The organism is Jutongia huaianensis (genome assembly GCF_014384985.1).
In the GTDB taxonomy this organism is placed as follows: Bacteria; Bacillota; Clostridia; order Lachnospirales; family Lachnospiraceae; genus Jutongia; species Jutongia huaianensis.
Genome location: NZ_JACRSX010000003.1, coordinates 225,781 through 239,750 on the forward strand (window position 1 = coordinate 225,781; position 13,970 = coordinate 239,750).

General features: G+C 44.0%; 12 protein-coding genes. 1 reads left to right on the forward strand and 11 read right to left on the reverse strand.

What is annotated here, in order from left to right:
- Nucleotides 1–9: 9 nt before the first annotated feature.
- The 11 genes from H8704_RS04565 to H8704_RS04615 form a co-directional block, all read right to left on the reverse strand.
- On the reverse strand, nucleotides 10–444 hold the full coding sequence (locus tag H8704_RS04565) for a DMT family transporter (RefSeq protein WP_022465017.1): 435 nt from the start codon (nucleotides 442–444) through the stop codon (nucleotides 10–12).
- 127 nt (nucleotides 445–571) lie between these two features.
- Nucleotides 572–1,759, reverse strand: coding sequence for an aspartate aminotransferase family protein (locus H8704_RS04570; protein ID WP_249297503.1), 1,188 nt, complete (start codon nucleotides 1,757–1,759; stop codon nucleotides 572–574).
- 74 nt (nucleotides 1,760–1,833) lie between these two features.
- The gene (argB, locus tag H8704_RS04575) at nucleotides 1,834–2,751 is read right to left on the reverse strand and encodes an acetylglutamate kinase (protein WP_022465019.1); all 918 of its coding nucleotides are present in this window, start codon (nucleotides 2,749–2,751) and stop codon (nucleotides 1,834–1,836) included.
- Between the two features lie 93 nt (nucleotides 2,752–2,844).
- A complete protein-coding gene (argC, locus tag H8704_RS04580; RefSeq protein ID WP_022465020.1) occupies nucleotides 2,845–3,885 on the reverse strand; it encodes an N-acetyl-gamma-glutamyl-phosphate reductase in 1,041 nt (346 codons plus the stop codon).
- A 189-nt stretch (nucleotides 3,886–4,074) separates the two neighbouring features.
- Nucleotides 4,075–4,662, reverse strand: coding sequence for a Maf family protein (locus H8704_RS04585; RefSeq protein WP_249297504.1), 588 nt, complete (start codon nucleotides 4,660–4,662; stop codon nucleotides 4,075–4,077).
- 18 nt (nucleotides 4,663–4,680) lie between these two features.
- A complete protein-coding gene (locus H8704_RS04590; RefSeq protein ID WP_022465022.1) occupies nucleotides 4,681–5,394 on the reverse strand; it encodes a histidine phosphatase family protein in 714 nt (237 codons plus the stop codon).
- Nucleotides 5,391–6,341, reverse strand: a complete 951-nt coding sequence (locus tag H8704_RS04595) for a DUF1266 domain-containing protein (protein ID WP_249297505.1) — start codon at nucleotides 6,339–6,341, stop codon at nucleotides 5,391–5,393. Before H8704_RS04595 ends, H8704_RS04590 begins: the two co-directional genes overlap by 4 nt.
- Nucleotides 6,342–6,349: 8 nt before the next feature.
- On the reverse strand, nucleotides 6,350–7,270 hold the full coding sequence (locus tag H8704_RS04600; protein WP_118676100.1) for an SseB family protein: 921 nt from the start codon (nucleotides 7,268–7,270) through the stop codon (nucleotides 6,350–6,352).
- 19 nt (nucleotides 7,271–7,289) lie between these two features.
- On the reverse strand, nucleotides 7,290–9,911 hold the full coding sequence (locus H8704_RS04605; RefSeq protein WP_249297506.1) for an LTA synthase family protein: 2,622 nt from the start codon (nucleotides 9,909–9,911) through the stop codon (nucleotides 7,290–7,292).
- Between the two features lie 94 nt (nucleotides 9,912–10,005).
- Entirely contained in the window at nucleotides 10,006–11,181 is a 1,176-nt protein-coding gene (locus tag H8704_RS04610; protein ID WP_249297507.1) for a glycosyltransferase family protein, read from the reverse strand.
- Nucleotides 11,178–12,080, reverse strand: coding sequence for a YhfC family intramembrane metalloprotease (locus tag H8704_RS04615; RefSeq protein ID WP_118676108.1), 903 nt, complete (start codon nucleotides 12,078–12,080; stop codon nucleotides 11,178–11,180). Before H8704_RS04615 ends, H8704_RS04610 begins: the two co-directional genes overlap by 4 nt.
- A 151-nt stretch (nucleotides 12,081–12,231) precedes the next feature.
- Here H8704_RS04615 and H8704_RS04620 point away from each other — a divergent pair, with 151 nt between their 5' ends.
- Nucleotides 12,232–13,929, forward strand: coding sequence for an ABC-ATPase domain-containing protein (locus tag H8704_RS04620; RefSeq protein WP_249297542.1), 1,698 nt, complete (start codon nucleotides 12,232–12,234; stop codon nucleotides 13,927–13,929).
- The last annotated feature ends 41 nt before the right edge of the window (nucleotides 13,930–13,970 follow it).

Here is a 13,970-nt window from a genome sequence, read left to right on the forward strand (position 1 = left end):
AAAAATTTATTAATTTTTTTTAAAAATTATGATCCCTGCCAAAAAGAGTGCAGTTCCCAAAAGCTTCAACCAGTCAAAGCCTACGCGTTCCACACCAAACAGTCCAAAAACCTCGATCAGATAGGCTGTGATCAACTGGGCCGCGACAATCAACATAACTGCTTTGGCGGGACCAAGCTGATTCATGCCTATAATGACGGTGTATGTGATAAAGGCGCCAATGACACCGCCTAACAGCATATAACGTGGATGAACACGCATAATACCGGCAATCTGTCCGTCTCTTCCCGTCAGAAACCAGGCTGCGATACAGACAATCAAGGCAGTAAGCTGCACAAAGGCAGCGGAGATCCAGACGCTGGTTTGTTTTGTTACCTCTGTGTTAAACACTCCCTGCACACTCATCAGAACACCGGAGATCAAAGAAATGATCATTCCCCACATAGAAGAACCTCCCTTCATTTTGGTTAGTTTTCCCATAATAAAAAGATCTATACACAACAAACGGGTCTTTCGGACCCGTTTGTTGTGTATATGTATGTTCATTTGTATCAATCGCTGTATTTGTAGTCTATGCTTCTTTTTCGGTAAAGATTTCATCAAGGATACGACACATTTCGTCAATATGCTCTTTCTCTGCAATCAGAGGAGGAACAATACGGATAATATTGGTACCGGCGGAAATCAAGATCAGTCCCTTTTCCTGGGCGGCACCCACAATATCTCCTGCCGGAATATCGGATTCGATCCCCTGCATAAAACCGATGCCGCGAACCTCCTTCATGGATGCATGCTTTGCAGCAAGCGATTCCAGCTTTTCCCGGAGGTAAGGGGTAAGCTCTTTGACATGTTCAACAATATGCTCTTTTTTGAAAATTTCAAATACCTTGCAGACAGCCGCTGTTGCCAGTGGATTACCGCCATAGGTTGTTCCGTGGTCTCCCGGAACTAAAGCCCGTGCAATCTCTTCTTTGGCTGCAAAAGCACCTACCGGCACACCACAGCCCAGTGCCTTTGCACTGGTAATGATATCCGGCTGGATACCGTAATGCTGGAATGCAAACATTTCACCGGTTCTGCCCATACCGCACTGGATCTCATCCAAGATCAGCACAATGCCATTCTCATCACAAAGAGCACGAACCCCTTTCATAAATTCCTCTGTAGCTGGATGGATACCGCCCTCTCCCTGCAGGGACTCCATAATAATAGCACAGGTATCCGGTGTGATCAGAGCCTTAACGCTGTCTAAATCATTATATTTTGCAAAAGAAACGCCGCCGATCAATGGCTCGAACGGTTCTCTGTAATGCTTTGTACCGGTTACAGACAGTGCACCCATGGTACGACCGTGGAAAGAATGTTCCATGGCAATGATATCACCTTTGTTTTCAGGGGTTTTGGTGCGGACATATTTACGTGCCAGTTTTAATGCTCCCTCAATGGCTTCTGCTCCGCTGTTGGTAAAGAAAACACGGTCCATTCCCGATGCTTCACAGAGATAACCGGCAGCCTTGACGGCAGGCTCATTAAAGTAAAGATTAGAAATATGGATCAACTGATCCACCTGATCCTTCAATGCCTGTTTGTACTCGTCGTTGCTGTAGCCAAGGGCAGAAACGGCAATGCCGGCACCCATATCAAGATATTTTCTGCCTGTATCGTCAATGAGATACATTCCTTCCCCTTTGACAAATGTTATTTTACGATTGTAAGTATGTATAAAATGCTGATCTGCTTTCTGAATATCCATATTCATCCTCCGTTCTGTCAATTTTCAATCCGGTCCCTGCATATATCCCGGTATTGATCCGTTTATATTGAGTAAAATCATTAAATGCGTTCGTTTTCGTAAAGACCGCCTTCTGTGTCAATGATCGCCGTTCCGATACCTTTTTTGGTAAAGAACTCCAGAAGAAGACAATGCTCAATACGTCCATCCAGGATATGTACTCTTCCAACACCGGCATTGACTGCATTCACACAGTTTGTAACCTTTGGCAGCATACCACCGCTGATGGTACCGTCTTCAATGAGATTATGGGCATCTTCAAGACTCATCACAGAGATCAGGGTCGAAGGGTCCTTTGGATCCTTGCAGACACCCTCAATATCTGTCAGGAATGCAAGCTTTTCTGCTCCCAGAGCACCGGCAATGGCACAGGCAGCATCATCAGCATTGATATTGTAGGTTTCACCGTCCTCACCGAGACCGATCGGTGCGATGATCGGAATAAAATCATTGGCAAGCAGGGTATCGATCACGAGAGTATCTACCTTCTTAACATCTCCCACATAACCGATATCTTTACCGTTTGGCTTTTTCTGATCCACCTGCAGAAGTCCTCCATCTTTTCCGGAGATACCTACTGCCTTAACGCCCAGACGTTCTACCATCTGTACCAGATATTTATTGAGACGGTTTAATACCATTTCTGCAATTTCCATAGTTTCCTTGTCTGTTTTACGGAAACCATCAACAAATTCCGTTTCCTTTCCTACCTTGTCAATCCACTTACTGATCTCCTTGCCACCTCCATGAACAATGATCGGCTGCATACCAACCAGCTTTAAGAGGGCAACGTCCTGAATCACACTTTCTTCCAGCTTTTTATCCAGCATGGCACTACCGCCATATTTGACAACAACGATCTTATTATTGAAATCACGGATATAAGGAAGGGCCTCGATCAGAGTTTCTGCCTTTCCTACGATCTCACTCATATATGTACTTTTTTCTTCTGCACTCATTTTAATCCTCCATTGACTGCGGGCAGAATTATAAATTCTGCTTTGTTGTTTATATTCAATGATCTGGTCTGTTTCTCGGAATAACGCTTTTATTTATGGGAATACCGGAGGCATTTCCAGACCGAGATTTTCAGGAAGTCCAAATAACAGATTCATATTCTGGACAGCCTGACCGGCAGCGCCTTTTACCAGATTGTCGATGGCACCCATCATAATGACACGGTTGGTACGCGGGTCGATCCGGAAATTAACATCGACAAAGTTGCTGCCCTCTACCCAGCGTGTCTCCGGGCAGACATCTTTATCAAGAACACGGACAAAATACTCCTCTTTGTAATATTTATCATAGATGGCTTTCACATCCTCGTAAGTGACATTCTTTTTCAGAGAAGCATATGCAGTAACAAGGATACCTCTGTTCATTGGCACCAGATGAGGGGTGAAGTTCAGAATCACATCTTCTCCTGAGGCATAGCTGAGCTGATCCTCGATCTCCGGGGTGTGGCGGTGAGTTGTCACACCATATGCTTTAATGCTTTCATTAACCTCGCAATACAGATTGGCAACCTTGGCACCACGTCCGGCACCGGAGGTTCCTGATTTGGCATCAATGATCACGGTACTCATATCAATAATTCCCTCTTTGGCAAGGGGATAAACAGACAGAATGGAGCATGTCGGGAAACATCCGGGATTAGCGATCAGACGTGCCTTTTTGACATCCTCTCTATTGATCTCGCAAAGACCATATACAGCCTCTTTTATAAAATCCGGACTTTCATGATGGATTCCGTACCATTTTTCATATTTGTCTACATCCTTGATTCGGAAATCTGCGCTGAGATCCACAATCTTTACCTTTGACAAAATTTCCTCGTTTACCAGTGAGCCACATAAGCCCTGAGGTGTGGCAGTAAATATAACATCCACCTGATCTGCAAGTTCTTTCATATTTTCTCCCTTGCAGATGTCTTCTACTAATTGGAACATATTTCCAAAAACTTCACTATATCGCTTGTCAATATAGGAGCGTGAGCCATACCAGACAATTTTTGCCTCTGGATGGCGAAGTAAAATACGCACGATCTCCTGTCCTGCATATCCTGTTGAACCGATAATTCCTACTCTGATCATAATCAACCTCCTATATTATCTCTACATATTCGTGTTATGTTTTTCGTAATACGAACAGGTTACCAAAAATCATAACGGTGTTTATTATACGCCTAGAACACCGATTATGCAACAAAAACAAAAATTATGAAAAGAGTTTGAATAAAAAAGCCACACAAATTTTTCTGTGTGGCATAAATGGTTTACTATTTAATACAGATCAATTCCCATATTGGCTAACCGGGTCAGTACTGTGGAGATTGGAAGTCCCACGACATTATAATAATCTCCGGCAATATCCTGAATATATGCAGCACCACGGCCCTGAATGCCGTAGGCGCCTGCCTTGTCCATAGGTTCTCCTGTTTTTATGTAAGCATCGATCTGTGCTGCGGTCATTGGGATCATATCAACAATGGTCCGGACATGGAAGGTATCGATCAGTCCTTTTCCTTCCGGGGAGACAGAGATCAGGGTAACACCGGTATATACTTCGTGGCGGTTTCCCTGAAGCATCTGAAGCATTTTCGCTGCTTCTGCCTCATCGGACGGCTTTCCCAGAATGCTATTGTCCTTTACAACAACAGTATCCGCACCGATAATGACGAAATTCTTTGTAAGACGTTCGGCGATATCTTCTGCTTTGGCGGCAGATAATGCTTCCACCAGTGCAGCAGGTGTGTCAGCCTGGATCGCATCTTCATCAATACTGCTCGGCATCACTTCGTAGGAAATCCCTACTTGTGACAAAATATCCTTTCTGCGGTCTGATGCGGATGCCAGAATAATCTTTGTCATAATTCAGACTCCTTTCGTTTATTTGAAACGATTGCGTAACAGAGACGGATCCTGTTCCAGATGCGCATAATCATTGAAGCGGTCCAGAAAAAATCCATTTTTTTCTTCATCATAGTGAAGCTGGGTGATGCTGCAGTTTTCCAGAGAAGTGCCAAACATTAAACGTTTTGCAAAATCTCCTCCAAAAAGAGCGGTCAGTAAAATACGGATCACACCGCCATGTGTGACAACGGCAATATTCAGATATTCTGATTCGATCCATTCCTGAATGACAGGCATGACTCTGGCAAGGACACTTTCTCCGGTTTCTCCTTGTGGATACCAGATTTCTTCGGTTGGAACAAAAAAATCACCGATAAATTCGTTGACTTCGTCCAAGGCGTTGCCCTTCTGCACTCTGCCCTCTGCAAAACGGTCCATCTGCTCCTGATAGTAATCGTCATAAAAGCGTTTTACTACGGCATCCGGCTGGCCGGTAAGCTCTCCAAAGTCTACTTCTGCCAGTCCGGGCCGGATCTGCAGATGCTCTAGCAGTGCCGGTTGCCCGGCAAATGCAATTTTGGCCGTCTGCTCTGCGCGGATCAGATCGCTGCAGTATAATGCGTCCACGGGATAATTTTTCATGCGCTGTCCCAAAAGGGCAGCCTGACGTTCCCCCTCCGGTGCCAGATCAACATTTACGTTACAGTCAGAACTGCTCTGTCTGCCATGACGTATCAGATAAATGTTCATTGTGTTTTTTCCTCACTATCCTTCCCTTGAGACATCTTTTTTTCGGATGCCTTATTTTGTTTCTTTTTGGCTTTCGGTGTTGTTTTTATTTCTTCCATCAAAGAATCATAGGACACAGTTCCCAGCGGAATAATATCCTCTTCAAACAATTTATTATCAAATAATGGATCCGTGTCCTTCTGCTCGGAGAGGAGCTTTTGATAAATCTCCTGTCGACTGGTATAATCCGTTTTTTCGATGGAGCGGATCTCAATAGCACTGGAATAGGCATAACCATCCAGCCAGTTATTTACAATGTCATCCCAGTTGTCAAATCTTTTGCGGAGACGGGAGGCTGACGGTTCCAGTACAGCCTGCGCCTCATCCAGGTTAATATAATCCGCAATATAGCCCCACTGTGCCAAATGGGAAATGCGGCACAGATCCCATGCAAGAAGTCCTTTTTTGCCCCATGTATCAGAGATATACTGCAGATTGTTATAGTGGGTCTTTAATGCTCCACTCACCTGATTCAATGCTTTTTTGCGTTCCCTGGCAGAAAGCGCCTTTAAGTCTTTTGCCTCCCTGCGGTAGTCCTTCCGGCTTCCTGTATTTTGTAAAAAACGAATCTGCTTTAACAGATCCTTCCGGCTGGATATGTTCCAGCTTGATTTCAGAATGTTTCTGGCAGCCTTTTTGTTGGCATCTGTCGCTTCATAACCACCAAAATAATAAGGATTTCCGTCGTTAATGGAGATCAGAACAGCTCCCATAGCCCGTCCCCAGGCACCAAGATTGGAATTCTCATTTTCGTTATGTCCTGTCATAGACTCTGCTGCCTGAGTACTCTGCGGAGAATTGCCGGAGCGGTCTGTGGATGTTTGTTTGTCGTTGGAACAGCCGGTCAAACCTCCAAGGATCAGGCAGCCGGTTAAGATCCAGGTTATAAAACAATGCTTTTTTTTCATAGTAATTATTAAGCCTTTCTTTCATCTTCGAAATCGATCATATACTGCAGTTCGCTTCCGTCGGCCGGAGCTGCACCGAAATCTCGTTTGGAGCCATCCGGCAGAGCCTCAAACAGCTGTGCCTCTCCCGCATTCTCACCCTTTACAACGGCAAAATAGCGGATCGAATCGTCTAATGGATTCCATCGGATCAATATGATCGGACAGATTCCGGCATATATATGCTGAGAAGGCATAGTAATACGGATCACCGTAAGATCTTCTCTGGCATTGATGGACAGAAAATCAAAATCGTCTTCCTCATAAGGGCATGGGAGTAATTCAGGATAAGCTTCTTTATATAGCTGAAGCATCTGGAAACCGCAGTCCTCCCGCAATAAATGTATTGCCTCAGATCTTTTCTCAAACAACATTTCCGGAAGCAGCTCTGCCTCTACTCTCTGGCGGGCAATAGCATGAAGCTGTGTCTCCGTCAGTTGTGGCGGCTGTGCATTCTGGTCACCGGTGTTTTTATTAACATTCAGAGGAATCCCCTGATCAAAGGCATTTAATATGATGCCTTCAATGGTTTCATCTCCGCCCACCAGATCAAGACAGGTTGAAAAAGGCATCGTCAGAATCAGAGGAAACTGCTGATCTCCTTTGATTGCCTGCTCCTGTGATGTAAAAACCGGAAGAAAACGTTTGCCCTGATTATTTTGTAATACAGCCGGACGTGGAGAAATCCCCTCCGGTATCTTCTGCTCTTTTCCGGCGGCAGAGGCTATCTTACGGATCAATGCCGGGTCTGTATCGGGAGGAAACGCTGCCGGTACATATAAATTGCTTTTTTCCAGACATTTTACCAGCCGGTCTAAATGTTCTTTTGTATTTTCTTTGCGTAAAAGGCTGGCAAGCTGTTCCAGCTCCTTATTTTCCAGATTACTCACGTAAAATCTTCCTTTCTGTTTAGTGCTTCATTTTGAAAAGTTCACTCATTTTATCCTTATCCATATCGCTGTAATAGCCATACTGCAGGATCTCATAATCATCCAGCAGAGTTTTGATGGTATCGGTCTCATCCTCATTGTAATTATGCCATTTTCCGTCTGTGTCCATATAACCGTTTACATTCATAGCAGGTACTTCTTTGGACAGCTTCTCCAGATATTGATTATATAGAGGCAGTTCAATTCCTGCCTGCTTCAGGATCATATTTTCCAGATAATTGTTACTGATCACCGCATTCTGCTCCTCCTGAATATCATAATTTGCCCATATGATAAACGGTACAGCATAACGCTTCTGGATATCCTCAAGATCCCAGTCGCTCTGCGGTTTTCCGAGAAGCTCCTCATAGAAAGAGGTTTCAATGGACGGAAAATGATCGCCAAACATACAGATGACCGTTGGCTCTGTCTGCTTGGAAAAATAGTCGATCAGATACTGGAATGCCTGGTCGGATACATGAATGGCTGAAAGATATTCTTTTGCTTCCGTATAATAGGAGCCCTCCACAGAAACAGGTGTTTTCCAGTTGGTATTGGTCAGATAACCACCATGATTCTGAATGGTCATGTCAAACAGATATAGCGGTTTATCTCCTTTATTCTCATATAATTCAATGACCTTTTTGTAGCTTTCCTTGTCACTGATATAGCGGACATATTCCGGCTTTTTGAAATTATCGATGGTAATAAAATCATCGAATTTCATACTCTTGTAGGTGGCAACACGATTCCAGTTTGCACCACTACTTGGATGGACAGCTTTACAGCTGTAGCCAAGCTCCTTCAGATAAGAAGGCAGCGAGAAAGTGGAATTATGCATAAACTGCTGGTAAACATTGCAGCCGCTTGGGAAAAATGCCATACTATTTCCTGTCATGGCCTCAAACTCAGAATTACTGGTGCCGGCACCGAATACGGATACATAATCCCGTCCTTTGATGGTGTTTTTCTTCAGACTGTGTATAAACGGAAGAGGATCCATATTATATCGCATATCTCCCACCAGTGAAAAATCTGCAAGACTTTCATTCATGATCAGAATGATATTTGGCTTTTTGCCCTTCATCGAGGTGTTACTCTGGAATGAAGCGTTTGTCGGCATATCCTGTGTTATTCCCTTGCCGTCCTCCAGTTTTACGGAGGTCGTTTCCTGCGTGGAAGCAGGGACAGAAGACGTATCCTTCAAAATCTCTGCCACTTTATCCTTAGAATATCCCGATGGTGTGGAAACCCGCAGATAATGGAGATTAATGAAATAATTCATATAAAATCCATTGGCTTTGCAGGAGGACACTTTATTCCAGACATTATCCTCAATACCGCATGCCGGCAGAATATTGGTATTATACAAAATACCAATAATCGCAATGCCTGGCACTAAAGTGGAAGCAAAACGTATCACCTTTTTAGATATAGTCCGCTTCTGATGTTTGAAGCGTGTCCGGAAGATCAGGATACACCAGATTGCAAAGGCCGGAAGGACTACAAACTGTGCCGGTGTCAAAGAAAATGTATAGGTAGATGCAACCTCTGTGGCTGTTGCGACACCAAGGATGTCTGCCGGCAGAAATGGAGTTCCACGGACATTCATAATAAAAAGATTGGCAAGACCGATCGGGAACAGGATCAGATCCATTGCCAGCATAGCAATACCGGCATTTCCAATCAGTGCAGTAAACAAAAATTCAAGCGCACCCAGAAGGATCCATGTAAACAGCCATACATTTGGCAGGATCGTCAGAAATGTCCCGTTCATCATTTCCAGCATTGATGCAAGGAAAAGAGGATTTAAAATAATGATCAGTATCCGGACAACCAACAGCACGGATGGATCGCTGAGTACCCATTTCACGAAATTACGAGGAGAACGGCGTGTGGTTCTCTTATGCTTTTTGCTATGTTTGATCTCCTTCTGGCGGCGTTTGTAATAACGGGCAGAATATTCAGTCATACGCTCAAATATGATCACGAAAAGAACAAGTATTTCTAATACAAAAAGCACCATTGGGAAAAGCTGGCGATAGCTGTATGAATAAGAAATATTCATAGACTTTGCGTGTGTCTGCATTTTTAAGGTAGACATATAGGTATTAGGATCTGTACGGTTTGTGGTATTGACCGTAGGTATCAGTGCGTATGGTGTATCATCACTGCTGCAGGTCATACGGATACAACAGGTTACCCCTTTCGGGATCACGACTGCCTGATCCATATTTACTGTAAATTCAGCATTGGGCGTGATATCCTTGACTTCAACATCTTCACTGAATACCACATCATTATTTCCATCCATCACCTGAATATGAAGAATATCTCCCACCTTGTCCTTTTTGAAGGAGCCAAAGCTGATGGAGAAAGAATTCAGAACGACTCTCCGGTCAAAACAGAATTTTTGACGGATCACCTCTGTATCCGGCAGAATTCCAATAACTGCACTGTTACTGTTGCCAGCTTCGGTAGTTACCTGCTGTAAGGAAACCAGGGAGCCGGTCAGATAATACTGCAGTCCCAGAAGCCCAATCATTAATATACAAAAAAAAGCGACTCTTTTTCGAGTGAATTTAAAATATTTACGAAACATAGTGTTTATTATCCTTCTTCCGTATTTATAATATTTTTCCCGATTTTCGGAAAAGCAATCCATCCTTTATGATACTGTTTCTTATCTGTTCTTGTCAATGAAAAAGATGTGAATTTTTTCTAACAAATTTTTGTATTCTTTGATCCCACGTATGCAATTTCTGCGTTTTTTGATATCCGTTTTCCGCGATCCATTCGATCCGGTCTGTGTCTTTAAGAAGCTTTAAAATCTGCATGGCTGCCTCTTCCGGTTTGTTTTTGTCGTATACGATCAGATCCTCTCCTACACGAAATTGCTCTGAAATATAATCACAGCCATCCGTAACGGCAACGCTCCGGTTCATCATGGCATTCATTACACGGTCATGTGGGCCGTCCTGAAATAACGGCTGAACATTCAGGATCAGTTTGCTTTTGGTTAATGCATTCAGCTGTTCCGTATAGCTGCAGGGTGGATGGATCACCAGACCTGAAGAATAAGGGGTATCATACATCTCCCATCGGAATCCCATAACGTGAACGCATATACCAGCCTCCAGAAGGGCCTGCAGAATCTTCTCCCGGAACCATTCCCGGATATACCGGTCGATCAGACGGGATTTGTGCATTCTCAACGGAAAGAAATCCGTATCCGGAAGGATTTCCTGACGGTAGAGCTGTTCAATCGTGTCACGACTCCCCTGTCTGAGCTTAGACAGAATATGCTCCGTCATATCCCACTGGTCACTGCTTATGTCTTCCATCTGCTCCCGGTAGTAATCAAGAGGTGTGTAGGTTCCGGGAAAAAGAAGTTCCACCGGACGGTCTTTCATCGGACTCCGGGGAAAATTGCCCGGAGTAAAGGTATCGGCCGGGATTCCTGCAAAGGGAAAGAAAATGGCCTCCCTGATATGAGGATAACAGGTCTCAATATATTTTTGATGATACCGGTCCAGACAAAGAACATAATAATTCCGCAAAGGAATCTGCAGGGAATAATGAAGATGCATGGGATGATCTATGATCATATGAAAAAACGGTGCATCAAAATAATCGAGATAATACCTATCATCCAGCATAACATTAGGCAGGCGGGAATTGATATCAAAAATACCGTCAAAATGTTCTCTGGTCAACGCACGAAGCTCTTCTTCCTGACCGGCAATATCTTCTGACAGCAAAAAAGGCCTTACAGAAATGCCCTGCCGTTTCATGGAACGGCAAAGCATTTCCGCAAAGCACCATGACGAATCATAACTTAAGCGTTTTGACTGGAATATCAATACTTTCATTTGGATTCATCCTTTTGATTTTTTTTTGCAGAGGAATAATTTCCTGCTGCAATATCACGAAAAGCCTTCTGGTTCTTTTTCTTTTGGACATCAGCAGGAGTTCCGCCTGTTTTTAATCCCTGATAAATCTTTACACCAAGTGCAAGGACAAGGACACCGTATACAAAAAGAATAATCTCTGTCGGAACCAAACTGATCGCTCCCTTCTGATATAAAGCAGCGGGAACATCCATCAGAAAATGAAGGGCAACTGCAATCCAGTACATGTATTTTTTGCCGGCTACATACACTGCCTGAAATACCAGGATCGACAGACCAATCTGAACCATCAGGGCAGAAATACGTTCTAGATCTGCCATATAGCAGGTAAGCTGTGTTACACCTTTTATGTTGGAGATCAGCTGCTTTAATGCCGTTACCGACTGGGCATTATCCTTATATGCAGCAAGCATTTTGTCCATGGAACCGCTGTTGATCAGCTGACCATAGGCATAATACTGGATATATGTAACACCGAGAACAAGAATGCACTCGATACCGCCATGACCGATACCGTAGGTAACGGCTGTCTCTTTGTTGGGATGCTTGGTCAGTACAAAACGAAACGCCAGATAACGTCCGGTTTCCTCAAAAAGGGCTGCTACCAATGCGGCATAAACGGTATATAAAATAATATTTCCGTTGATTGCTTTCGATACCGGATTGCTGGATAAAAGAAAAAGAGAATGTGGGATCATTTCCAGCATTCGGGAAAAGGTGATAAATACCATAATACCCACAAAAAAAGGGACCAGACTGCGTTTTGTATACATTTTCCATGCCACAATGAGTACCACAGGGATCGTAATCGCCAGCAGTCCTGTCTGAAGCATTGCATTTAATAAGCTTTGTTCAATCATTATAAACTCCTTATTTCCTTATTTTTATTAAGAGTAACACACCCTGCTTTTTATTGCAAATTATATTAAAATCGTTTATGATTTTTTAAGATAATCCCATAGCAGGTAAAAGGATCCTGCTATGGCAGTTTCAGAAAGGAATGAGCTTACAATGAAAAGCAGTACAGAATTAAAAAAAGACATTATGGCAATAGACCATAGGGGCTATCCTGGATATAAAGGGCTGCGGGGCAGCTATCAGTTCGGGGATTTTATCCTGTCCATTGACCATGTACAGGGAGATCCCTTTGCGTCTCCATCCCATCTGTCCGTTATCGTAGACGGAAGTAAGGCGGGATTTCCAAAGGAGTATTATGCCGGACAAATTCAGAGAATCACACTGCAGGATCATCTGACCAGACTATTTTCAAAAACATTGGCTCCCCTCTCGTTTAAGGTAAAAGGATCCGGAAAAAGCGGTCTGTTATCGGTCTCCCACTGTGGCCAGCAGGTGCTGGAACGAACTGCCTGCGAGATTGACAGGGATGGTTGTGTGACGATCCGTTTTGAAGCCGGTTTTCCGGCCAACGGACGTTCTGTCAATGCCGGAGAGCTGATCAAAATGCTGTTTGATTTTGTTCCGGAGGCAGTGGATCGTGCATTGTTTTATGCAAAAGTTAATCACAATGCTCTTCAGAAGGCAATTGAGCTGGCCGAGGATCAGCAGTATATCCGCGAACATCTGGAGGAAAAGGGGCTGACTGCTTTTCTGGCAGACGGAGCTATTCTGCCGAGAGAAAGCGGAATTTCGGATCGTCCTATGAAAGGAGCGGTTCCCTTCAAGAGTCCGGACAGCCGGAGGGTATCTTTGACTCTCCCACACCATGGCGAGATTTCCGGTATGGGTATCCAAAAGGGTGTGACTCTTTTTGTAGGTGGTGGTTATCATGGAAAATCCACTCTTCTGCAGGCGTTGGAAATGGGCGTTTATAACCACATCCCAGGGGACGGCAGGGAGTTTGTGATCTCAGATGATACAGCCTGGAAGCTTCGGGCTGAGGATGGACGCAGTATTTCCCAGACAGATATTTCACCGTTTATCAATCATTTACCAAATAAAAAGGATACGGTTCATTTCTCCACAGAGGATGCCAGCGGAAGCACGTCTCAGGCAGCCAATCTGATGGAAGCATTGGAAAGCGGCACGCAGCTTTTTCTGATCGACGAGGATACCTCTGCGACCAATTTTATGATCCGGGATGAGCTAATGCAGAAGGTTATCTGTCGTGAGGAAGAACCGATCACGCCATTTATCGAGCGGGTACGGAGTATGTATGAGGATCTGGGCATCTCTTCTGTGATCGTGGCCGGAAGCTCCGGTGCGTTTTTCCAGATTGCCGATACAATTATACAGATGAAAGAATACGTTCCCTATGACATTACAGAGAAGGCAAAGGAGGCTGCAAAGGAATATCCGGCATTGAATCTACAGCCTGCTTTCCCTGTTTCGGAGAATATCCGTAAACCAAAAGCAAATCAGGCATTAAAAAAGGATCCCCGGCTGAAAATGAAAACCATGGGTACCAATGAAATGCTTCTTGCAAAGGATTCCATTGAACTGCGTTATCTGGAGCAGCTGATTGACGGGGAACAGACCAATGCTCTGGCGTATGGCCTGAAATATCTGGAATTAAACCGGATGAATGGAGCAAAATCGGTGCCACAGCTTCTGGATAATCTGGAACATATGATCCAGACAAAGGGATTAGCCTCTCTTTTTGACAGAGAGTATGTCCGCTCCGGTCTTGCCATGCCACGGCGTCAGGAAATGGCGGCTTGCCTGAACCGGTATCGGAAATTATATTTTTAAACGAAAAAATATTTTGAACAAAAGACGATTATAATTTATAA